This window comes from Quadrisphaera granulorum, assembly GCF_003149145.1.
GTDB lineage: Bacteria > Actinomycetota > Actinomycetes > Actinomycetales > Quadrisphaeraceae > Quadrisphaera > Quadrisphaera granulorum.
In genome coordinates this window covers 45,551-67,683 of sequence record NZ_QGDQ01000005.1, presented here as the reverse complement: position 1 = coordinate 67,683, position 22,133 = coordinate 45,551, and the positions used below count along the sequence as shown (strand labels likewise).

The following is a 22,133-nucleotide window of genomic DNA, read 5'->3' as shown; positions in this document are numbered from 1 at the left end:
CGATGCCCTCAGCTGATCACGTGTACCAGGTGGGCTCGGGCACCTCGTCGAGCAGCGCGAAGCTGCCGACCTCCCGCTTCTTGTACGGCAGCGGGTCGTGGAGGCTGTGGGTGCGCAGGTTGCGCCAGTGGACGTCCAGGCCGACGTGGTTGGCGCTGGCCCGGGCACCCGTCAGCTCGAACACCTTCGTGGCGACGTCCAGCCCGTCCTCGACGGCGCGGACCTTGGCCGCCGCGATCCGTACTGCGAGTTCCCCGCGCCGGCGCTCGGTGAGCTCGTCGCGCGGTGCGTGGAGCACCGCGCTGGCCTCGGCGCCGACGGCGTCCAGCAGCGCCTCGTCGGCCCACAGCTTGGTGGCGAGCTCGCCGTAGCCCTCGAGCACGTACCACTCCTCGGTGGCGTGGTCCTTGTTGTCACCGCCGTAGGGCCACGCGCGGGTGGTGGTGCGGGTGTACTCCGCGGCGCGGTCGAGCGCCCCCTGGGCGATGCCCAGGTAGAAGTTGGCGAAGACGATCTGGATGGTCGGCACGTTCAGGGTGTTGTAGGTGAGCGGCTGGAACGCCCGGTTCACGAAGCCCGCCGCCGCGGCCCAGGGCACGCGCACCCCGTCGATGCGCACCGAGCCGCTCTCGGTGAGCCGCTGGCCGAGGTTGTCCCAGTCGTCGGCGAAGGCGATGCCGGGCTGGTCGGTGGGGACGATGGCGAAGACGTGGGTGTCCGTGCCGTCGATGACGCCCTCCAGCACGGTGAGGTCGGAGACGACCCCGCCCGTGGAGAACGACTTGCGGCCGTGGAAGACCAGCTCGTCGCCGTCCTCGGTGATGACGAGGTCGCCGTCGCGGGGGTTGACCGCGCCGCCGAAGAACAGCTCGCCGCGGGTGTAGAGCTCTTCGACGGCGGCGATCTGCTCTTCTGTGCCGACCAGGCGCGCGGCCCACGCCCACAGGTAGTGGTAGCCGAGGAGCTGGCCGATCGAGCCGTCGCCGCGGGCCACGGTCCGTACGACGCGCAGCGCGGTGTCCCAGGTCTGACCGGCGCCACCGTGCTCTTGGGGTCCGAGCAGGGTCACCAGGCCGGAAGCCTTGAGCAGATCGACCTCCTCGCGGGGGTGACCGCCGGCGCGGTCCCTCTCGACGGCGCCGCGGCGCAACTGGGCCGCGACGTCCTCGGCACGCAGCAGCCAGCCGGCGGCGTCGCGGGGACGGCCGGTCTTCCGCCAGTGCTCGGCACCGGCGAGCAGGTGGCCGATGGCGGGCCGGGGGCCGCCGGCACCGTCGCGGCGGCTGCCGTCGGCGAGGTCCGACCGGGCGGCAGGCCGGGCGGCCGGACCGGTGTCAGAACGGGTGTCAGGGGTGGTCGTGGGGTCGCTGAGGAGGGTCATCTCGTGCTCCGGGGTCGTCAAGGGCGCAGGCGTGCGCCACGGGGTGGTCGACGGTGAACGTGCGGCTGGCTCCGCGAGAGCGGAATCACCAGCGGGCTACCAGCGGGGCTGCCCGCTGGAGTGCGTCAGGCGCGACAGCGCGCCGACGCCGTCCGGGCGAGGTCGACCACGAGACGCCGGGTGAAGGCCTCGTGCGTGCACTGCGGAAGGCTCATGAGAGCTCCTGTCCGACCCCTGTGGGGTCTCGCGCTGACAGGATCACGGCTGCGTCCTGCCCGGTCTTCACCTGGAGCACCCCGCCGCGAATGGGGGGTTGCTGGACAGCGAGCCAGGGCTTGTCGCTGCCACTCATGACCGACGAGGATCACCGTAGGGACAACGCCCCGCGCGGGTCAAGCCCTGCGGCGACGCGTGAGGAGCACCACGAGCGCGGCCACGGCGAGCACGCTCACCAGCCCCGCCAGGGCGAGGACGGCGGTGCGCAGGCCCGCGGTGTCGGCGAGCGCACCGACGCCGACGACGGGCAGGGAGATCGCCACGTAGAAGACGACGAAGAGCGTGGAGACCACCTCGGCTCGCCGCTGCGGCGGGGCGGAGGCGCCGACCTCGGCCACCCCGGCACGGAAGCACGCCCCCTGCGCGGCGCCCAGCACGACCGTGGCGAGCAGCAGCAGCGGCAGGGACGCGAGCTCGAGGCTCGCGGCGAGCAGTCCGGTGCCCACGAGCAGTGCCGCACACCCAGCGGGCAGCACGCGCGCCGGCGGCAGGGAGGCCGTGACCACCTGACCAGAGACCGAGGCCGCGAAGATCAGTGCGGCGACCGCCCCGGCGGCCAGCGGCGCCGAGACGCCCAGCAGCTGGCTCAGCACGCGCGGTTCGGCGGCGGAGTACAGCCCCAGGCAGGCGAACCCCGCGAAGCCGCTCACGGCCGCGGGCACGAAGGCAGCACGGGTCTGCGGCGGCACCGCCGGACGCAGCGGCCGCCACGGGGGTCGCTGCGCCCGCGGGGTGGTCACGGTTTCGGGGACGACGGCGAGGGCCGCTCCGGCCAGCGCCAGCAGCACCAGGTGCAGCACGTAGGGCACCACCAGGGGCGCCCACCCGAGCTGCGCGACAGCGCCCGCGAGCAACGGCCCCGAGCCGAGTCCGCCGATGTTCGCAGCGGTGGCCACGAGCGACGCCGTCCGCGTCGAACGCCCCGCTGGATTCCCCGCCGCACTGTGGGGCACCAGTTCGGCGACGAGGGCGGTGGCCGCACCGGTGAACAGGCCCGCGGACAGCCCCGACAGCACCCGCCCCGTGAGCAGGCCGGGCACCGAGACCGGCAGGAGGAAGACGACGGCGGACGCCGCGGCGGCCCCCAGGCCGACGGCCAGCACCGGGCGCCGGCCGAACCTGTCGCTGGCCTGCCCTGCGCTGATCAGCGCGACGATGACGCCGACGGCGTAGGTGGCGAACACGGTGGTCTGCAGCAGGGCCGTCAGGCCCAGGCGCTGCGTGTAGAGCCCGTACAGGGGCGTCGGCAACGTGGTGCCGAGCATCGTGGCCCAGAAGGCGAAAGCCGCCGCGGCGGTCCGCCGCCGCCAGCCCTGGTCAGCGACCACGACACCTCCCGAACAGCACGAAGGCCGCCGATCCGTGAGGATCGACGGCCTTCGTCAGTGGTAGCGGGGGCAGGATTTGAACCTGCGGCCTCTGGGTTATGAGCCCAGCGAGCTACCGAGCTGCTCCACCCCGCGTCGGTGAACAGAACATTACCCGACCTGCGCCGTGGCACCAAAACGGGGTCCCCACCGCGTGCGGTGGGGACCCCGTTCGGGTGCACGCCCGGAACTCCGGGCGCTGTCGGTGAGCCGGTCAGCCGGTGGGCGTCGGCGACGCCGTGGTGGCCTGCTCGGCCTTCACCGCCTGGTCCAGCGCCTGCTTGAGCCGGTCCTGCGCCTGGCCGTACGCGGCGAAGTCGCCCTGCTGGAGCGCACGCTGGGCGTCGGCCTCGGCCGCCACCGCCTGCTCGAGGGCCTGCCGGACGGACTCCGGCAGCGGCGCCGTCGTCGCGCCACCCGTCGGCGGCGACGAGGACGACGACGAGGGCGACTGCCCCGACGACGCACTGGGGCTCTGCGACGGCGTCTGGCCCGGTGTGCCGCCTGCGCCGGGTGTGCCTGGCACGCTCTCTCCGCCCGTCCCGGCGTCCGGGGCCTCCACGCCGGAGTCACCGCCGAACACCTGGTCGAGCGCCTGGTCGAGGGTGTCAGCGAAGCCGATGTTGTCGCCGAAGGCTACGAGAACCTTCCGCAGCGTCGGGTAGGCCGTCTCACCGGTGCTCTGGACGTAGACCGGTTCGACGTACAGCAGACCGCCGCCGACGGGCAGCGTGAGGAGGTTGCCGTAGCGGACCGAGGACCCGCCCTGGCGGAGCAGGTTGAGGAAGGAGCCGACCTCCGGGTTCGTGTTGAACTCGTTCTGGATCTGGCCGGGGCCGTTGACCGTGCCCTCCGTCGGCAGCTGCAGCAGGCGCAGCTGCCCGTAGCCGTCGCGCTTCTGTCCCGCGGCGCTCCCGGCGTCGGCGTCCACCGCGAGGAAGCCTGTGAGGATGTTCCGCGCCGCTTCACCCTGCCTGTTGCTGGGGATGAACGTCGAGGTCAGCGAGAACGAAGCCTGAGGCTGGTTCGGCATCTGCAGCGTCAGGTAGTACGGCGGCTGCGCCGGGCTCTGCGGGGAGGCTGCCGCCGCCGTCGCCGTCGCTGTCCCCGCGGCGGCCTGGGGGCCGGACGTCGGGTCGGCCGGGACACGCCAGAAGTCGTTCTGGGAGTAGAAAGCGCCCGGGTCGGTCACGTGGTAGCTGGCCATCACGGTGCGCTGGACCTTGAAGAGGTCCTCCGGGTAGCGCACGTGCGACATCAGCTCGCCGCTCATGTCGGCCAAGGGCTTCACCGCACCGGGGAAGGCTCCGTCCCAGGCGCGCAGCACCGGGTCGCTCTCGTCCCAGGCGTACAGCACCACCTCACCGCTGTAGGCATCGACGGTGGCCTTGACCGAGTTCCGCAGGTAGTTCACCTGGTTCGGCGGCAGCGCCGCCACGGTGCCGGCGGGCGTGGTCAGCGTGTCGGCCGTGGCCTCCTGCAGCACCTGCGGCTGCGAGTACGGGTACTCCGCCGAGGTGGTGTACCCGTCGACGACCCACAGCACGCGCCCGTTGACGATGGTCGGGAACGGGTCTCCGTCGAGGGTGAGGAAGGGAGCCACCTTCTGCACACGCTCGCGGGGGGACCGGTCGTAGAGGATCTGGCTCTGCGGGTTGACCGCGGAGGACAGCAGGATGTTCGCGTCGCGGAACTTGATGGCGTACAGCGCCCGCTCGACGATGTTGCCGACGCTCGGGCCGCCGTCACCGGTGTAGGTGTACCGGGCCACGCCGTTCGGCTGGGTGTCGTCGGGGTAGTCGATCTCCTGGTTCGAGCCGGGAGGCCCGCCCACGATGGAGTACTCCGGGCTCTTCTCGCCGAAGTAGATCCGCGGCTCGTAGTCGGGCAGCGACCCGGACGCCGGGATGCCACCCTCGAGGTAGACGGGCTCGCCGTTGGACTGCTTGTCGTTGCCGGCGGCGGCCACCAGGCCGTAGCCGTGGGTGTACGCGGTGCGCGTGTTGACCCACGAGGTGTTGCTGATGCCGGAGGCCCGCAGCTCGCGGACGGCGACGACGACGTCCTGGCTCTGCCCGTTGATGGTGTACCTGTCGACGTCGAGCGGGGCAGGGAACTGGTAGAAGCCACGGACCTGCTGGTTCTGCGCGAAGGTCGGGCTGACGACGGCCGGGTCGAGGATGCGCGTGCTCGCCGTGGTGACGGCGTCGGAGCGCAGGGCGCCCGCCTCGCCCTCGGTGTTCGGCGTGTAGGGCTCGACGAGGGTCTTGTCCAGCCCGAAGGCTGCACGCGTCGCCGCGATGTTGTGCTGGATGTAGGGGGCCTCGGCCTGAGGCTCGTTCGGGGCGACCTGCAGGCGCTGCACGACGGCCGGCACGATGCCCGCGGCCACCACGGCGACGACGACGAGCAGACCGACGCCCACCGCCGGGAACCGCCATCCGCCGCGGACGGCGGTGACGATGAAGAGCACGGCGCAGATGAGCGCTGCGATGGCGAGGATGCCGCGGGCAGGGACGATGACGGCGACGTCGGTGTAGCTGGCCCCCGCGAACTTGTCGTGGACGTTGGTGAGGGTGGAGTACCTGTCCAGCCAGTAGCTCACCGCTTGCAGCGCCACGAGCACCGCGGCCGTGACGGCCAGCTGGACGCGCGCGGCGACCGTGGTGCGGGCGCCCGGACCAGAGACCCGCAGCGCTCCGTAGAGGTAGAGCGTCACTGCTCCGGCGATGCCCGCCAGCAGGACGACGGCGGTCAGCAAGCCCGCCAGGAAGCGCAGGAACGGGATGGTGAAGACGTACAGGCCGATGTCGTGATTGAAGATCGGGTCGACCTGGCCGAAGCTCGTGCGGTGCAGCCACAGCAGCACGGTTTCCCATCGGCTGGACGCCGCGGACCCGGCGAACAGGCCCAGGAGCAGCGGCAGCACCACGGTGAGCACACGGCGCAGCGGCTCCAGGCCCTCGCGGTACCTGTCGAGGCTGGCCGCGGAGCCCGGCACGGGCGCGTAGATGGGCCGGTTGCGGTAGGCCAGGACCATGCTGACGGCCACGGCAGCCGCCATGAGCGCCCCCGCGACGATGAACAGGCCCGACCTCATCGCGAGCTGGGTGAAGTAGACCCGACCGAAGCCGAGCTGGCGGTACCAGAGCACCTCGGTGGCCACCGAGGCGACCAGGCTGACCAGAAGCACCAGCACGGCGGCACCGACGAGCACCGGCACGAGCGGGCGCCGACGCTGGGGACCTCCCCGGACGGGGCCGGGCGCACCCGGGCGCGGGGGGCGGGGCGGTGGCGACGTCACCGGACTCTTCCTCCATCACGACCGCCGACGTACGGCGGTGGGGTCGGTCTGAGCTCGAATCGTCGCACGGCCTTCCCGTGCCCGACCTCCCCGGGAGGGCCTGACCCAATCACGAGAGGGTCACGGCTCGCTGGGACACCACTGAATGTTCCATGACTTTCCCTTGGTGAACTCTTGACCTGCGCTTGACCCGAACGAGCCTTCGGCTCCGGGATCAGACACAGCCGGGAAGGCCCCCGGCCTCCCCCCGGCCCGCCGCCTCCACAGCGTCACGCGCCTGCGCCAGCGTCGACACGGCCACCACGCGCAAGCCCTCCGGCACATGACCGACCACCTCGTCGCAGTTGGCCTGCGGCGCGAGGAACACCTCCGCCCCCGCAGCCCGGGCGCCGAGCATCTTCTGGCGGATCCCCCCGATGGGGCCGACCTCCCCGGCCGAGTCGATGGTGCCCGTGCCCGCGAACCGCTTGCCCCCGGTCATCTCCCCCGGGGTCATGAGGTCGACGACGCCGAGCGCGAACATCAAACCGGCGCTGGGTCCCCCGATCTGGTCGACGGCGATCGTCACGTCCACGGGCGGATCGGCGCGCTCGCGCACGAGCACGCCGAGCACGGGCGCGCCGCCGTCGCCGGCCCGGACCGGCACGGTGAGGTCCTGGCGCTGCCCGTTGCGCTCCACCTGAACGCGGACATCCGCGCCCACCCCGGCCGCACGGACCGCTTCGCGCAGGGCGGAGGCGTCGGCGACGGCAGCGCCGCCGACGGCGACGACCACGTCACCGTCGCGCAGCACCCCCGCGGCACCGGCCCCGTCGACGACGTCGGACACCACCACCTGGACCGGCACGTCGTAGCCGAGCTCGGTCAGCGCGGCGACCGTGGCCGCCTGCTGGGAGTCGGTCAGGGCCGCGGCGTTGCTGTCGTCCACCTGCTTCTCGGTGGCGCCGGGCGGGAACACCGCGGCCTCGGGGAGCACGGCGCTGTCGTCGTCCAGCCAGGCCGCCACCTGCCCGCCGAGGTCGAGGGAACGGCCCGGGCCACCGCTGACGCGGACCGTGGTGAGGTCCAGCGAGCCCGACGTCGGGTAGGTCGGCGCGCCCGAGATCGTGATGAGGCGCTGGTCTCCCTCGCCGGAGAGGACGTCGCGCACGGGCCCCGGTCCCTCGACCGCGAACGGCACGGGCAGCAGTGCCACCACGGACACGAGCGCCACGGAGACGGCACCGCACACCAGCGCCGCCACGGCTCGGTCGGATGCCCGCACCCGCGCCGGGGAGGGCTCCCCGGCATCGTCGCGGGGGTCGTCCTCGAGCGTGTCGGGCCGGGGCTCGTCGTCAGGAGGCAGCTCGTTCACCGGCCCCGCCGCGCCCGGGCCTGCCGGAGCACCGCCGCGGTCGCGACGACGGCCACCGCCGCACCGGCGGCGCCTGCCGCGCCCAGCGCCGCCTCACGCCCCAGCCGACCGGTAGGACTGCGCCGGAAGGCGCGGCGGGCCTGCACGTCGGCGAGCAGCACGGCCAGGCAGTCCTCGTTGGTGTGCTGCGGCTCCCAGCCCGCGGCGCGCAGCCGCGCAGAAGAGACCGCCCAGGGGTGGACGACGTAGGCCAGGTCTCCGGCGGGCGTCGGCAGCAGGCCCAGCCGGGCGAGGCGCTCCGCCGTCGCCTGCGCCAGGCGCGCGGGCAGCTCGACCGAACGCAACCCGGAAGACTTCTCCAGCGCCTCGTGGACGAGCACGCCGTCCGCGCCCGCCCCCATGGCTCCGGTCAGCCCTTCCCGCAGGACGACGGCGACGGCGGCGGCCAGGTCGTCGACGTGGCAGAACTGCCACACCGGCGCCCGCTCGCGCAGGGCCAGCAGGCGCGGTACCTCGAAGGAGCGAGTGACAACGGTGTCGACGTCGGATCCCACCACCGCGGCCGGGCGCAGCACCGCCGTGCGGACGCCGGGCAGGGCCTGCGCCGCGTGCGCCCACACCTCCTCCACCGCGAGCAGGTCACCGACCAGGCCGTCGTCGGGGGCGGCCAGCAGCGGGGCGTCGTCGGGCAGCGGCACGGGAGCGTCGGGCAGGGCCCCGTGGACCATGGCGCTGCTCACGAGCACGAGCTGTTGCGCCCCCGCGGCGGCCGCGGCGGTCACCACCGCACGCACCGACGCCTCGGCGCGCTCGCGCCGACGGGCCGGGGTCTGGGCGAGCGCGGCGCGCAGGTCGCTGTCGAGGGCGACGTGCACGACCGCGGCGGGCGCACCACCACCGGGAGCACGGCCACCAGGCGCACCTGAGCCGAACCGCGAGCCACTGACCATGGCCGCGAGCACGTCCGGAGAGGTCAGGTCGACCCTGACGATGTCGACGTGGTGCCACGCGGCCCCGGCGTCGGGAGCGTCGCCGTCGTCCTGATCCGTCTCCTGAGCTGTCTCCTTGCCGGCAGTGGCCGAGTCCGACCGAGCCGTCGCGGACGCGGTCGGCGCGGCGGGGGCGTCCTCGAGGGCCACCACCTCCACGCCGGCGGCCGCCAGCCACTGCGCGACAGCGCGCCCCGCGGGCGAGCCGGCGCCCGTGACCACGACGTGGCCGTCCAGGGGCAGCACGGCCGTCCCACCGTCGGCCAGGTCCGCCACACGTCCTCTTCTCGTCAGCTCGTCAGTCCGGCAACCAGCCGCTCCCCTGCGGATGACGCCCCGCCCCCGCCGGCGTCGGTCCCGTGCGGATTGGCCGGGTGTTCGCTGCGAGCGCCACTCCGGGGCGGTCGCCACCCGCCGCTGCTGGGTACCGTGGACACCGAGGGCAGGAGGTACATCCTGCCGCCTCGCCCCGGCGGCGGCCGCCGCACCGCCTCGGCACCTCACGATGCGCGGCTGGAGGAACGGTGCCCGACACACCGACGCCCCCCCGTCCCGACGAGGACCCGGAGGACGCAGACCGCTCCGCCCGAGACGGCGGTACCCCCCAGGACCCGCTGTCCCAGCTGTTCTCCGCGCTCGGCGGCGCAGCACCCGGTGGTCCGCCCGGCGCCCTCGGAGGCCTGGGCGGTCTGGGAGGCCTGCCCGGCGGCCTGGGAGGCCTCGGCGGCCCCGGAGGCGTTGACCCGGCGCAGCTCTTCGAGCAGCTCCAGAAGGACCCGCAGGCCATGGCCCAGGTGATGGCCGCCGTGCAGCAGCTCATGGCCACCTCCGGAGACGGCCCGGTGAACTGGCAGCTCGCGCACGACGTCGCCCGCCAGGGCGCGCTGGCCGAGCCGGACCCGGCGCCCAGCTCCTCCGAGGAGCGCGAGGTCGCCGAGGCGCTGCGGCTGGCCGACCTGTGGCTCGACCCGGTCACCGACCTGCCGTCGGCCTCCGCCGCAGGCCGGGCCTGGTCGCGCGCGGAGTGGGTCGAAGCGACCCTGCCCACGTGGAAGCGACTGGCCGAGCCAGTGGCGAGCAGCGTGGCGGACGCCGTCGCCTCGGCGATGGCCGAGCAGATCCCCGAGGAGGCCCGCGGCATGGTCGCGGGCGCGAACACGATGATGCGCTCGATCGGCGGCACGGTCTTCGGTGCGCAGCTGGGGCAGGCGGTCGGCGGTCTGAGCCGCGAGGTGGTCTCGGCCACCGACGTCGGCATCCCGCTCGTGGCGGGCAGCACCACGGCGCTGCTGCCGGGCGGTGTCGCGGCCTTCGCCGACGGCCTGGGCGTGCCGGCCGGTGAGGTGCGGCTGTTCCTCGCCGCCCGCGAGGCAGCGCACGCCCGCCTGTTCGCCGGGGTGCCGTGGCTACGCGGGCACCTGCTCGGCACCGTGGAGAGCTACGCCCGCGGCATCACGCTCGACATGAGCCGCATCGAGGAGGCTGTCCGCGGACTGGACCCCTCCGACCCGTCGGCGCTGCAGGGCGCCCTGGCCTCGGGGATGTTCGAGCCGGAGAAGACCCCCGCGCAGCAGGCTGCGCTGGAGCGGCTGGAGACGGCGCTGGCGCTGGTGGAGGGCTGGGTCGACCATGTCGTCGACGCCGCCACCCGCTCGACCCTGCCCAGCGCCGCCGCGCTGCGCGAGGCGGTCCGCCGGCGCCGGGCCGTGGGTGGGCCTGCCGAGCACGTCATGGCGGGTCTGGTGGGCCTGGAGCTGCGCCCGCGGCGGCTGCGCGAGGCCTCGCGGCTGTGGGAGGCCGTCGAGGCCTCGCGCGGCACCGACGGCCGCGACGCCGTGTGGGCCCACCCCGACCTGCTGCCGACAGCTGCCGACCTGGACGACCCCGACGGCTTCGCCGCGCGTCGCCGTGACGCGGAGGCGGCGGACGCGGACGTCGACGCGGCCCTCGAGGCGCTGCTGCGCGGCGAGGAGCGCCGGGGAACGAACGACGACGACGGCGACGGCGAGGCCCAGTGATGCTGGAGTGACGCTGCTCGTGACGCTGAGGTGACTCCTGCGCAGGCGGATGCCGAGCTCGCGGCGCTGCACCCGCGCGACGCCGGCCAGGCACAACTGCGGGACCTGTTCCGCGAGCGCCTGGCGCTCTCGTCGGGGGCGTTCGAGGGCAGTGCCCTGGACCGCGACGGGACACCGGAGCACCTGACGACGACGGCGTTCGTGGTCGACGAGTCGGGACGGCGCACGGTGCTCGTGGCGCACCGAAAGCTGGGGATGTGGCTGCAGCCGGGCGGTCACCTCGAGGTCGGCGACGCCTCCTTCACCGAGGCCGCCCTGCGTGAGGCGGCCGAGGAGACCGGGCTGGGCCCGCTGCTGCGGCTGGCGCTGGACGGTGCTCCGCTGGACCTGCAGCGGCACGAGCTGGCGACGACGTACGGGCGGTGCACGGCGCACCTCGACGTCGCCCACCTCTTCGTGGTGCCGGACGGTGCGCCGCTGGTCGGGTCGGCCGAGAGCGACCGACTGGCGTGGTTCGACGTGGACGACCTGCCCCCCGGCGCAGCACCCGACCTGCCGCCGCGACTCGCGCTGGCGTCGTCGCTGCTGCGCGGCTGACGCTCGGGACCTGGCCGGTCAGGTCACGCGGCGGTGCGTGATGCCGCCGGAGGCGCGCACGGACGCGGCGCGCCCGTCGTCGTCGAAGAAGTACCGCAGCTGCTCCCCCGGGGCGGCGTAGCCGGGTGCGGCGGTCGCGAGCAGCGCGTCGTCGGAGGCCACCCGCAGCTCGGCGCTGGGACCGGGGACGTCGGCGACGGGGTCGAGCGCCACGAGCCGGTCGCCGAGACGGACGACGTCGAGCACGCCCCACATCGAGGCGAACCGCCCGGTGAACCGCTCCAGCGCGCCAGGCCGGTCGGCGGCCGGGTCGGGGATTCCGGTGGTGGCCAGCTCCACCAGCCGCAGCACGCCGCGCGCCAGGGCGAGCGCCGGTCCGTCGACGGCGTTGGTGCAGACGGCCACCGCCAGGCCGGTGGTCGGGTCGAAGGCGGTGCGCGTCGCGTGCCCGGGGAAGCCCCCGCCGTGACCGACGGTGCGCAGACCGCCGGCGGTGAGCCGCTGCCAGCCCAGGCCGTACTCGTCGCCGCTGGGGGCGGGGCCGGTGCCGCTGGGGTCGTCGGAGGACCACGCGCCGTGCCGGGCGAGGCGCCGCAGGTGCGCCGGCAGGAGCCGGCGCTCGTCGTCGTCCTGCTTCAGCTGTTCTCCTCCGCTGCCGAGGGCCGGGGCGTCGCAGTGGGCGCCTGCCCAGCGCACGAGGTCCTCGGCGGTGCTCGAGACACCGGTGGCGGCGTCCATCGCGCGGGTATCGGCGGTGAGCGCGTCCCACACCACGGGGCGGCGGGGGCCGCCCATGGCCAGGGACGTGTGGCCGTTGGCGTGCTCGGCGGCACGCTCCGGCACCCACGACGGCTCCGTGCCGTGCAGCTCCAGCGGCTCCAGGAGCTCGGCGCGCACCAGCTCCGCCCACGAGCGGCCGCTGGCCGCCTCGAGCACCAGGCCGAGCGCGGCGTAGCCGAGGTTGGAATACTTGAACCGCTCGGACACCCCCAGGACGGCGACGCCCGGCGCGGACAGCACCGCCAGCAGCTCCGCACGGTCGGGGAAGGGCCGCTCGCCCTGCCAGAAGTCGGCGTCGCCGCCGCCCGCGCCCTCCACGCTGTCACGGGCCAGCCCCGCGGTGTGCTCCAGCAGCGCCCGCAGCGGCACGCCCGCCACGGGGCTGCCCGCGGCGGCGAGCTCGGGCACCCACCGGCCGGGGTGGTCCTCCAGGGACAGCACCCCGGCGTGCACCAGCCGCAGCACGAGGGTCGCGGCGAAGGTCTTGGAGTGCGAGGCGACCCGGAAGAGGTGGTCCGTGCGCAGCGGCTCACCCGTGCCCTCGTCGGCGACGCCGACGGCGGTGCTCATCAGCAGCTCACCGCGCAGAGAGAGCGCCGCCTGGACGCCAGGCACGCGCAGGTACTCCCTGCGGAAGGCCAACCAGTCCGCTGCGGCCGTGGCCGCAGTGCGCACGGAGGTCACCGGGAGATGATCGGAGGGCGCCACCGGCCCACCCTGCCACTCGACCGGCGACTCCTGGACGGCTCCTGGACTGCTGCCGGCAGCTACCGGCAGCGGCAGCTCCTAGCTGGAGAGGCGTTCGGCGGGATCGGTTCCCTCGTCGACCTCATCGACCTCATCGACCTCGTCGACGTCATCGATGTCGTCGACGTCGATGGGGAGGTCGCGCGCGGTAGCGAAGCCCTCCAGGTAGCCGCGGGCCCGCTCGGTGCGCGGGTAGGCCTCGACGAGCTCCCAGAAAGCCTCGCCGTGGCCGTGCTCGAGCAGGTGCGCCAGCTCGTGGACGAGGACGTAGTCGACCACCCACGAGGGCATGACCTGCAGCCTGTCCGACAGGCGGATGGTGCCGTCGCCGGTGGTGGTGGAGCCCCACCGGGTGGTCTGGTTGGCGACCCACCGCACGCTGGAGGGGCGGGCCCGGCCGCCGAGGTAGCGGGCACTCAGCTCTGCCGCGCGGCGGGCGAGGGCGTCATCGCTGGGGCGGCGGCGCTGCTCCTGCGCGGCGAGCCGGGTGACCATCCTGTCGACCCAGAGACGCTCCTGGTCGCGGGTGAACCCGGCGGGGATGCAGACGACGACGGTTCCCGCCTCGCGGAAGGCGGTGACGGTGCGGCGGCGTCGCGCGCTACGCCTCACCTCGACCGGCGGAACGCTCGAGATGCTGGACATGCCGGACCTCGCTCGGGGCGGAAGATCTCCCCCGACCGCTCGCGCCCCCTGCGCCGCCATGGAGGAACGCTACTGCCACCAGGGCATCTGCACCGGTCACAACACCCACCCGGGCGCCCCTGAGGTCCGCCGCAGCGCCGCCGAGGGGGGCTCCGGGCGGGCGGACGGACCACGCGAGCACCCGGCGCGACGAGTCGCGCACCCAGGGCGACATTGGGCCGAGGGGGCGACGAAGGGGCCAGTCGGGCCGCTACGCGTTGACGGTGCCCGGCGACGGGCCTACCTTCGTGTCCAGTCCTCCGGTCGGTGGGCCACCGCAGGGGAAGGCGGTACGGCTCACCGATCGGGGGACGATCTGCGTTCGGCTCCAGTGTCGGGGCCAGACGCTACGGTGGCGCGGATCGACCCACCAGTCCGGGGTTCGCCCCGGTCAAGACCTGAGGAGGCCCCCGTGGCCGAGACCTACTCCGGATCCTTCTACTGCGTGAAGTGCAAGGAGAAGCGCGACGCGGAGGGCGGCGTCGTCGAGACCAACGGCCGCCGCATGGCCAAGGCCAAGTGCCCTGTCTGCGGCACCAACCTCAACCGCATCCTCGGCAAGGCCTGATCCGCCGCTCGCCACCTCTCGCGAAGCAGCTCGCCGCGACGCCCCGGCATCCCCGGGGCGTCCGCGGCGCTCCCGCCGCGAACACCCCGGGGCTGCGGGCCGTCGCTGACCCTGTGGACAGCGCCAGCGCGGGTCGGGCCCGCGGTGCCAGGCTCAGCCCATGACCGCACCACTCGCCGTGAGGCTGCGCCCGGGGCTGCTGACCGCCTGGCGCTCCCCCGGCCGCCTCCAGCTCGGGGTGGGCGCGAGCGCGCATGTGCTCGAGGGGCTGACCAGCGCCGACGAACTTGTCGTCGATGCGCTGGGTACGGGTGCCGACGTGCCCTCGCTGGAGCACCTGGCCTCGCTCCACGGCAGTCCGCCCGGGCGGACGGTGGCCCTGGTGGAGGCGCTGGCGGCCATCGGCGCGCTCGAGGAGGTGCCGCCCTCCCCAGCACCGGCGGGCCAGCCCGGTGGGGGGTCGCTGCGTGGTGCCTGCGTCGCGGTGCTCGGTGCCTCCCCCACAGGCCGGGCGGTCGCGCTGGGGCTTGCGGCCGCGGGTACCGGCACCGTGCTCGTCGAGGATGAGGCGCCCGTGACGCGGGCCGACGTCGGCCCAGGCGCCTTCGGCCTGACCGACCTGGGGCTACCCCGCGGCGTCGCTGCGGCGCGCGCCGTTGCCCGGCACCACCCGTCGACGACGACGCAGGCGCGTGAGCTGGTCCGGCCCGACGTCGTCGTCCTGCTCGCCTCGGGCGCTCACGACGCGCGCACCTCCGAACCCCTCGTGCGCGAGGAGGTGGTGCACCTGGGGGTGCTGCAGCTCGGCGCGTCCGCGGTGGTGGGACCACTCGTGCGGCCGGGCGCCACCGCGTGCCTGCGCTGCCTGGACCTTCACCGCACCGACCGCGACCCGGAGTGGCCCCGCCTGCTGCCGCAGCTCAGCGCTCCCGCCGGTGGGCCGCGGCGCCCGGAGCCACCCGTCCTCGTCGGCCTGACCGCCGCGGTGGCGGTCCAGCAGGTGGTGGCGCACCTGCTCGGCCACGAGCCGGCGGCCCTCGACGCCACCGTCGAGATCGACACGGCAGGCGGGTTCGGGGTGCGCCCATGGTCGGCCCACCCCGGGTGCGGGTGCAGCTGGGCCGGACTGGAGGCAGCGTGATCGATCCCCCGCTGCGGCGGAGCGCGAGCCGTCGCAGGATGGCGGGGTGGACGCGCCGGCCGAGCACCCCCTGAGTGCACAGGATGCACAGACCGACGGACCCCTCCGCGAGGACCCAGTGGGAACGGAGGACCTGGACGAGCTGGAAGCACTCGAGGACGACGAGCGCGCCGCACGGCGCGGCGGCGCCATCCCGCGGGGTTCCCTGAGCCGAGGGCTACGCCTGGCCGGGCTGCCGGCGGCGTTCGCGGGCCGGCAGGCGGTGGGCCTGGGGCGCAGGCTCGGCGGCCGTTCGCAGGCGGAGGTGGCCGCCTCGGTGCAGCAGGCGACGGCCGAGCAGATCTTCAAGGTGCTCGGCCAGCTCAAGGGCGGGGCCATGAAGGTCGGGCAGGCGCTGTCGGTGCTCGAGGCGGCATTGCCGGAGGAGCAGGCAGGCCCCTACCGCGCAGCCCTGACCAAGCTGCAGGACGCCGCTCCCCCGATGCCGGCTGCCACGGTCCGCGCCGTGCTCGCCGCCGAGCTGGGGCCACGCTGGCGTTCGCTGTTCGCGAGCTTCGAGGAGAAGCCCTCGGCCGCGGCCTCCGTGGGCCAGGTGCACCGGGCCGTCTGGTCCGACGGGCGCCCGGTGGCCGTGAAGGTGCAGTACCCGGGCGCCGGCGACGCGCTCCTGGGCGACCTGGACCAGGTGGGCCGCCTCGTGCGGATCGCGGCGGGGTGGATCCCCGGTATGGAGGTCGGGCCGATCATCGCCGAGCTGCGCGAGCGGGTGGCCGAGGAGCTCGACTACCGCGCCGAAGGCGCCGCTCAGCAGGCCTTCGCCGATGCGTTCGCCGGGGACGACGAGGTGGTCGTGCCGCAGGTGGTCATGGCCACCGGCCGGGTGCTCGTCAGCGAGTGGCTGGACGGTGTGCCGCTGTCGAAGGTCATCGCCGAGGGCACGCAGGAGCAGCGTGACCTCGCCGCGCGGCGCTACCTGGAGGTGCTGCTGCTGGGACCGGCTCGCGCGGGGCTCCTGCACGCCGACCCCCACCCGGGGAACTTCCGCCTCACCCCCGACGGCCGCTTCGGCATCCTCGACTTCGGTGCGGTGAACCGCCTACCACACGGAATGCCGCTCGCCATCGGAAGACTCCTCGGCGCGGCCCTCGACGGAGATTCCCAGACCGTGGCCGAAGGTCTTCGGGAAGAGGGTTTCATCCGCGAGCGCATCCAGGTGGATCCTGACCAGCTCCTCGACTACCTCAATCCTTTCCTGGAACCGCTGCGGCACGAGGAGTTCAGGTTCGACAGGGCGTGGCTGCAGTCGCTGTTCCGTCATGTGAACGACCGGGAGCGCCCGGAGTGGACCATCAACCTCAAGGTGAACCTGCCGCCGGAGTACGTGCTGATCCACCGCGTGTGGTTCGGGGGGATCGGGGTGCTGTGCCAGCTCGGCGGTGTGGTGCCGGCAGTTCAGGTGCTATCCGACTTCCTCCCGGAGTTCGCCGAGGAGTAAATCAGCCCAGAATGGCCGTTGGCTGAGAAAACACGTGGGCCGATCCGGTGCAGCGCGCCGGCCGCATTGCAGAAGATATCGAGAGTGTGCGATAAATGGGGTGCGCGTGCGCTTCCGGGCGTCAGCGCAGTTCCCCCTTCATCGTGAGAGAGACGGCATGGCCACCAAGACCATCACCCACATCACCGACGACCTCGACGGAGTTTCCGACGCCGAGACCGTGAAGTTCGGTCTGTGGGGCGCCACCTACGAGATCGACCTTTCCGACGAGAACCAGAAGAAGCTCGAGGCCGCCCTGGAGCCCTTCCTGGCCGTGGCGCGCAAGTCGACAGCTCCCGCAGCTGCGCGCCGAACCAGCGCTGCCCGCAGCACCTCGTCTGACTACGACGCCAAGGCCGTCCGCGCCTGGGCTGCCTCGAACGGTGTCACGGTGCCGGCTCGTGGCCGCATCCCCGGCAAGGTTCTCGAGCAGTACCAGGCCGCCCACTGACCAGCTGACGACCTCACGCAGCGCCCGCCCCCGGTTCCGGGAGACGGGCGCTGCGTCGTCTCACGGGAGGAGTCGTCTCACGGGAGGACGAGGCCCTCACGAGCACGCGAGGTCACTTCGAGCGGAATGGTGACGCCGTCTCCAATCCACGCAGGCAGCAACGCGGGGCGCACTGCGGCGGCCAGGGTCACCTCGGCGGTCATCCCATCGGAGCTGCCCGTCGGTGCGACGACGCCCAGGCCGATGAGGTCAGCAGGTTGCGGCGTGCGCGCGAGCAGGGCGGTGGCGCTGCGGCGGACACCGTCGTCGTCCAGGGGCACCCCCTGGCCGGGCAGCACGCCGTCGCGGTAGTAGGCGGCCTCGTCGAGGGCGTCGGCGGCGTCGAGCGCTGCGGAGTCGGCCACCGAGCGCAGGTGCGTGCGCGCCAGGTGCAGCTCGGTGGCCGCAGCCCCCACGAGGACCAGGGCGATGGCGACGACAGCGTCGATGATGATGAGCGGGGTCACGGACCCGTCGTCGCGTCCTGGACCGTTCACAGGACAGCTCCCCACATGGTTCATCGGGTGGATCGCAGCGTGGCGAACCTGTCGATGACAGCGGAGCCTGATGCCTCCACCGGCACCCGCGTGGGCACCGCGTCGCGCAGCAGCGGCGGCACGAACGGCAGCGGGACGTCTACCCGGACCGTCATGACGACGACGGCGTCGGGCGCGAAGCACCCAGCAGCTTCGCAGCGCGTGGCCGCGGTGGCGTCCTCAGGGGTGAAGCCCTGGTCGTCCAGTGCAAGCGCGAGCGCCGCCTCGGCGCGACTGGGCGCATCGGCGGCCTGCGCGGACGTGACGTAGGCGCGGGCCGCGGCGCGCGCACCGGCAGACGCGGCGTACGCGCCCGCCTGTAGCCGGGAGAGCGTGACCACGAGGTAGACCACGGGGACGAGCAGCAGAACCGCCAGCACGATGAACTCCACCGACGCGCTGCCGGCATCGCCGGCGCGACCCCGCTCGGTCAGCCGCAGCCGTGACGTCAGCGACCGCAACGACCGCAACGACCTCAGCGACATCAGCGACGTCACGGGAGCACCTCGACCAGCCCGTGCCCCCGCACCGTCATCTCCCCTCCTCCGAAGTACCCCACGAGCGGCAGCGGCACCGAGGCCGTGACCTCGACGACGTCCAGCCCGTCACGGCGCACCTCAGCGGCGGTGATGTGGTCGGCATAGGTCGCGGGCAGGGACGCTCGTACCAGCTCCCGGGCCCGCTCGGCGCCGTCCTCGGGGGTCCTGTCGGCCAGGGCACCGAAGCGCGCGCCCTCACCGACACAGTCGACGAGGGTTCCGCGCAGGTGCAGCGCGAGCCCCAGCTGCAGCAGGCTCGCGAACAGCACCGAGACGAGCGCCATGACCATGACGCTCTCCGCGACGGCGGCACCGGCGTCACTGCCCGCTGCGCGCGCCGTCGCGGGGGCTGTCACGGGGCGGCCACCTTCACGGCCTTGATGGACTGCTCGAACATGGTGGTGAGAGTGGGGGCGGCGATCGCAGCCAGACCGACCACGATGCCCGCCGACATGACCGTCACGAGCACCCATCCCGGCACGTCACCGCGCTCGCGGTCCGACCGCTCCGCCGGGGAGGTGAGGTCGCTGAGCGCGGTGAGAGTGGTGAGCAGGAGAGCGTGGAGCTGGTGCATCGGATCCTCCGGGGTTCCTCGTGGTGGCGAAGCGGGCTAGTGCTGGTGTGGAAGGTCGGACTCAGGGGGTGAGGCTGAGAACAGCCAGCCCGGGGTAGACGGCGAAGACGACGGTCACCGGCAGGATCAGGAACACCACCGGCACGAGCATCGCCAGCTCCTTGCGGCCTCCCGCCTCGACGAGGCGGCGGCGGGCCAGCTGACGCACGTCCTGGGCCTGGGCGGTGAGCACGTCGGCGAGCGGTGAGCCCATGTCGACGGCCACGGCCACGCCGTCGACGAACCGCGCCAGCGGGGCCGCGGAGGTTCGCTGACCCATCCGGGCCAGGGCGGTGACGAGGGGCGTGCCGGCGCGGGCGTCGGCGAGGGTGGTGCGCAGCTCTCCGGCCAGTTCGCCGCGGCAGGTCCGCGAGACCCTGTCGAGGGCTCCGACGGCCCCTTCACCGGCGCCGACCGCCAGGGCCAGCAGCTCGGCGACGGTGGGCAGCTCCGCAAGGAGGCGCTCCTCGCGCAGGCGCACCGCCCGACCGAGAACCTGGTCGCGCGCCAGCACGCCTGCCGCGGCGCCGGCGGGCACGAGGAGCACCGCGGCGAGCAGCGGTCCGCCCCGGGCGACGACGACGAGCGCCAGCAGCAGCGCCGCGGCGGCGCCCAGCGCTCCCCACACCACCTGCTCGGCGCGGTAGTGCTCGACCGTGGTCGCGCTGCCCGCCTGCTGCAGGCGCAGGGCGACCGCGGTCGTGCTGGGAGAGCGGCGCGCCGCGGCGCGGGCCAGCGGCGCCAGCAGTCCACCGGGGGCGGTGCCGAGCACCCTGGCCACCACACCTGCAGGCGCCCGGCCAGGGGCGAGGAGCCGCGACCCGCGGGGCCGGTCGGCCAGGTGGGGAGCGAGGCGAGCGTCCAGCGAAGGACGCGCGAAGGTCGGCACGCCCCGGAGGGCCAGCCATGTACCGGTGCCCGCGAGCAGGCCCAGTCCGGCACCCAGCGGGCTCAGCCCGGCGTCGACGAGGTTCACCGCAGCACCCGCTGGTCCTCGGGGAGCCGCCCGACGCGACGCATGATCGCGTACGCGAGCACGCAGCAGACCGCGCCGCCGCCGAGGACGAGAGCGCCGGCGGGTTCACGGAAGGCGCTCACGGTGCCGGGCCGAGTGCACAGGAGGAGCAGCACCACCCAGGGCGCGGCGACGGCGAGGCGGGCCGTGGCCACGGTCCAGCTCTGCCGCGCGAGCAGCTCCCCGCGGGTGCGGGCGTCGTCGCGCAGGAACGAGGACAGCGCGCGCAGCACTCGGCCGAGATCGCTGCCGCCGACCTCGCGGGTCAGCCGCAGGGCCTCGACCACCCGGTCCGCCACGGGGTCGGCCAGGGAGTCCTTGAGCCGGTCGAGCGCCGGGAGGAAGCGGCCGGTGGCGCGGTGGTCGTCGGCGAAGTCCGCGAACGCCAGGCGCAGCGGCTCCGGCCCGTGCACGGCGAGGGCCGCGAGGGCCTCGGGCAGCGACAGTCCCGCGCGCACACCGGAGGCGAGGTGGTCGACGGCGTCGGGCCACAGCTCCCGCACGGCGGCAGCGCGGCTACGGGCACGGCCCTTGAGGAACGCGACCGGTCCCCAGGAGGCCCCACCGCCCAGCAGGAGAGCAAGCACCGGGGACCCAGAGACGAGCAGCGCCAGCAGCCCGACAACCAGGACACAGGCTCCACACGCAGCACCCAGCGCTGCCACGGGGACACCCGCGAGTCCGGCGTTCGCCAGGAGGTCTTCCGCGCGGGCGCGTAGCGAGGGACGGGCGTCGACACGAGCGCCGCCGTCCTGCGTCTCACCGGCCCAGCAGGCCCACCACCAGCAGAAGAGACCCGCTCCGAGGAGCAGACCCACGAGGGCACCCACTCACGCCTCCGCGCGCAGCAGCGCCGCGAGGTCGAAGCCGGCGCGGGCGAAGCGCTCCTCGTGCGGCGCGGTGCCACTGCCGCGCACCAGGCGTGGGGCCCCGCCGTCCAGAACGGTGCCGAACACCGTGCCCGTCTCGATGACCCCGGCCTCGACGCGCCCGGGCACCGCGAGCACCTCACGGACGCGGCGCCTGCCGTCGGCCTCCAGCGCCACGTGCACCACGAGGTCGACGGCGGAGGCCACGGTCGGGACGACGAAGTCCGCGGTGACGTTCGGGCCGGCGAGCAGCGGCAGCGTGCACAGCTTGGTGACCGCCTCGCGGGCGCTGTTGGCGTGCACTGTCGCCATGCCCGGCAAGCCGGAGTTCAGCGCGATGAGCAGGTCAAGGCTCTCCGCCTGACGCACCTCGCCGACGACGAGCCGGTCGGGCCTCATGCGCAGCGCCTCCTTGACGAGGCGGCGCATGGTGATCTCCCCGGTGCCCTCCAGGCTCGGCTGGCGGCACTGCAGGCCCACGACGTCCCGGCCCGCGAAAGCCAACTCGAAGACTTCCTCGACGGTGATGACGCGCTCGCGGGAGGGGATGGCGGCCGAGAGGCAGTTGAGCAGGGTCGTCTTGCCCGCCTGGGTTCCCCCGGCTACAAGGACGTTGAGCCCGGAGGCCACCGCGGCGTCGAGGAACGCCGCGCACGCGGCGGTCATGGCGCCCAGTTGTACGAGGTGCTCGGTGCGGGAGGCCTTGACGACGAACTTGCGGATGTTCACCGCCCAGTGGCGGCGGGTGACGTCGGGGATGGCGACGTGCAGGCGTGCCCCGGAGGGCAGGGCCGCGTCGACGAACGGCGAGCTGAGGTCGAGCCGGCGACCACTGGTCCGCAGCATCCGCTCGACGAGGTCGTGGACATCACTCTCGGTGAGAATGGTGGTCGTCAGTTCGGAGCGGCCGCCGCGCGCGACGAACACCTTTCCGGGCTCATTGATCCAAATTTCTTCGATCTCAGGGTCGTCGAGGTGCACCTGAAGGGCGCCGAAACCGGCGACGGCGTCGACGACGGCGCGCACGGTGGCCGGACGGTCGGACAGGGCCGGCAGCACTCCGAGCAGGGACCGCTCGTCGTAGTCGGCGACGACCTCCTCGACGAGGCGGCGGACCACCTCCGCGTCGGCCGTAGGGTCGAGCGAGCGGCGTCGCACCAGCTCACGGACCTCGTCCTCGACGATCGCGGTGGCCTCCACGCTCATCCCCCTCCTCGCTCCGAGCGTCATGGCGGGCACCCCGCCGTTCAGCGGGACTCCAGCCGGTGTCATGGCGCGCGATCGCCGGGGCGGCGCGGCTGTCCCCCTCCGCGCTGTCAGGCGCGGCGGGG

General features: G+C 74.0%; 20 protein-coding genes, 1 tRNA gene and 1 riboswitch. Of the genes, 6 read left to right on the top strand and 15 right to left on the bottom strand.

All coding sequences use genetic code 11. The features are described from left to right. Window positions 1-16: 16 nt before the first annotated feature. The 6 genes from BXY45_RS05770 to BXY45_RS05745 form a co-directional block, all read right to left on the bottom strand. On the bottom strand, window positions 17-1,381 hold the full coding sequence (locus BXY45_RS05770; RefSeq protein ID WP_109773371.1) for an acyl-CoA dehydrogenase family protein: 1,365 nt from the start codon (window positions 1,379-1,381) through the stop codon (window positions 17-19). Window positions 1,382-1,622: 241 nt separating this feature from the next. Next, window positions 1,623-1,737, bottom strand: a riboswitch (SAM riboswitch). Between the two features lie 36 nt (window positions 1,738-1,773). Next, window positions 1,774-2,985: an MFS transporter gene (locus BXY45_RS05765; protein WP_211319263.1), complete on the bottom strand. Its 1,212-nt coding sequence runs from the start codon at window positions 2,983-2,985 to the stop codon at window positions 1,774-1,776. Window positions 2,986-3,043: 58 nt separating this feature from the next. Further along, window positions 3,044-3,120, bottom strand: a tRNA-Met gene (locus BXY45_RS05760). A gap of 118 nt (window positions 3,121-3,238) precedes the next feature. Continuing rightward, entirely contained in the window at window positions 3,239-6,328 is a 3,090-nt protein-coding gene (locus tag BXY45_RS05755; protein WP_211319262.1) for a UPF0182 family membrane protein, read from the bottom strand. A gap of 214 nt (window positions 6,329-6,542) precedes the next feature. Beyond that, on the bottom strand, window positions 6,543-7,682 hold the full coding sequence (locus BXY45_RS05750; RefSeq protein ID WP_211319261.1) for a YlbL family protein: 1,140 nt from the start codon (window positions 7,680-7,682) through the stop codon (window positions 6,543-6,545). Continuing rightward, window positions 7,679-8,947, bottom strand: a complete 1,269-nt coding sequence (locus BXY45_RS05745) for an NAD-dependent epimerase/dehydratase family protein (protein WP_109773369.1) — start codon at window positions 8,945-8,947, stop codon at window positions 7,679-7,681. The genes BXY45_RS05750 and BXY45_RS05745 overlap by 4 nt, the downstream gene beginning before the upstream one ends. Window positions 8,948-9,195: 248 nt before the next feature. On the opposite strand from BXY45_RS05745, the gene BXY45_RS05740 reads away from it, so the two are divergent. Together BXY45_RS05740 and BXY45_RS05735 are read left to right on the top strand one after the other, a co-directional pair. Continuing rightward, window positions 9,196-10,689, top strand: coding sequence for a zinc-dependent metalloprotease (locus BXY45_RS05740; RefSeq protein WP_211319260.1), 1,494 nt, complete (start codon window positions 9,196-9,198; stop codon window positions 10,687-10,689). Between the two features lie 30 nt (window positions 10,690-10,719). Continuing rightward, window positions 10,720-11,286 (top strand): NUDIX domain-containing protein, encoded by a 567-nt coding sequence (locus BXY45_RS05735; protein WP_109773368.1) that lies wholly within the window; start codon window positions 10,720-10,722, stop codon window positions 11,284-11,286. An 18-nt stretch (window positions 11,287-11,304) separates the two neighbouring features. On the opposite strand, the gene BXY45_RS05730 is transcribed toward BXY45_RS05735, so the two are convergent. Further along, window positions 11,305-12,750: a serine hydrolase domain-containing protein gene (locus BXY45_RS05730; protein ID WP_170131332.1), complete on the bottom strand. Its 1,446-nt coding sequence runs from the start codon at window positions 12,748-12,750 to the stop codon at window positions 11,305-11,307. Window positions 12,751-12,852: 102 nt separating this feature from the next. Beyond that, window positions 12,853-13,458, bottom strand: a complete 606-nt coding sequence (locus BXY45_RS05725; protein WP_211319259.1) for a M48 metallopeptidase family protein — start codon at window positions 13,456-13,458, stop codon at window positions 12,853-12,855. Window positions 13,459-13,909: 451 nt separating this feature from the next. Here BXY45_RS05725 and BXY45_RS05720 point away from each other — a divergent pair, with 451 nt between their 5' ends. The 4 genes from BXY45_RS05720 (at window position 13,910) to BXY45_RS05705 (ending at window position 17,191) form a co-directional block, all read left to right on the top strand. Then, window positions 13,910-14,065: a DUF5679 domain-containing protein gene (locus tag BXY45_RS05720; protein ID WP_109773365.1), complete on the top strand. Its 156-nt coding sequence runs from the start codon at window positions 13,910-13,912 to the stop codon at window positions 14,063-14,065. Between the two features lie 160 nt (window positions 14,066-14,225). Beyond that, on the top strand, window positions 14,226-15,206 hold the full coding sequence (locus BXY45_RS05715) for a hypothetical protein (RefSeq protein ID WP_109773364.1): 981 nt from the start codon (window positions 14,226-14,228) through the stop codon (window positions 15,204-15,206). A 118-nt stretch (window positions 15,207-15,324) separates the two neighbouring features. Further along, complete coding sequence (locus BXY45_RS05710; protein WP_218566893.1) at window positions 15,325-16,701, top strand: ABC1 kinase family protein; 1,377 nt, start codon at window positions 15,325-15,327, stop codon at window positions 16,699-16,701. Window positions 16,702-16,858: 157 nt separating this feature from the next. Beyond that, window positions 16,859-17,191 (top strand): histone-like nucleoid-structuring protein Lsr2, encoded by a 333-nt coding sequence (locus BXY45_RS05705; protein WP_109773363.1) that lies wholly within the window; start codon window positions 16,859-16,861, stop codon window positions 17,189-17,191. A gap of 77 nt (window positions 17,192-17,268) precedes the next feature. Here the strand turns inward: BXY45_RS05705 and BXY45_RS05700 are convergent, their stop codons facing one another. From BXY45_RS05700 to BXY45_RS05670, 7 genes are all read right to left on the bottom strand, one after another. Continuing rightward, window positions 17,269-17,697 carry a hypothetical protein gene (locus BXY45_RS05700; RefSeq protein ID WP_109773362.1) on the bottom strand — a complete coding sequence of 143 codons (429 nt, stop codon included), beginning with the start codon at window positions 17,695-17,697 and terminating at the stop codon, window positions 17,269-17,271. Between the two features lie 50 nt (window positions 17,698-17,747). Further along, entirely contained in the window at window positions 17,748-18,263 is a 516-nt protein-coding gene (locus BXY45_RS05695; protein ID WP_245961663.1) for a pilus assembly protein, read from the bottom strand. Then, window positions 18,260-18,661: a hypothetical protein gene (locus tag BXY45_RS05690; protein ID WP_211319258.1), complete on the bottom strand. Its 402-nt coding sequence runs from the start codon at window positions 18,659-18,661 to the stop codon at window positions 18,260-18,262. The genes BXY45_RS05695 and BXY45_RS05690 overlap by 4 nt, the downstream gene beginning before the upstream one ends. Next, window positions 18,658-18,879: a hypothetical protein gene (locus tag BXY45_RS05685; protein ID WP_211319257.1), complete on the bottom strand. Its 222-nt coding sequence runs from the start codon at window positions 18,877-18,879 to the stop codon at window positions 18,658-18,660. The genes BXY45_RS05690 and BXY45_RS05685 overlap by 4 nt, the downstream gene beginning before the upstream one ends. A gap of 61 nt (window positions 18,880-18,940) precedes the next feature. Further along, the gene (locus BXY45_RS05680; RefSeq protein WP_211319256.1) at window positions 18,941-19,894 is read right to left on the bottom strand and encodes a type II secretion system F family protein; all 954 of its coding nucleotides are present in this window, start codon (window positions 19,892-19,894) and stop codon (window positions 18,941-18,943) included. Continuing rightward, window positions 19,891-20,763, bottom strand: coding sequence for a type II secretion system F family protein (locus BXY45_RS05675; protein WP_109773361.1), 873 nt, complete (start codon window positions 20,761-20,763; stop codon window positions 19,891-19,893). Before BXY45_RS05675 ends, BXY45_RS05680 begins: the two co-directional genes overlap by 4 nt. Then, a complete protein-coding gene (locus BXY45_RS05670; RefSeq protein WP_109773360.1) occupies window positions 20,764-22,008 on the bottom strand; it encodes a TadA family conjugal transfer-associated ATPase in 1,245 nt (414 codons plus the stop codon). Window positions 22,009-22,133: the final 125 nt, after the last annotated feature.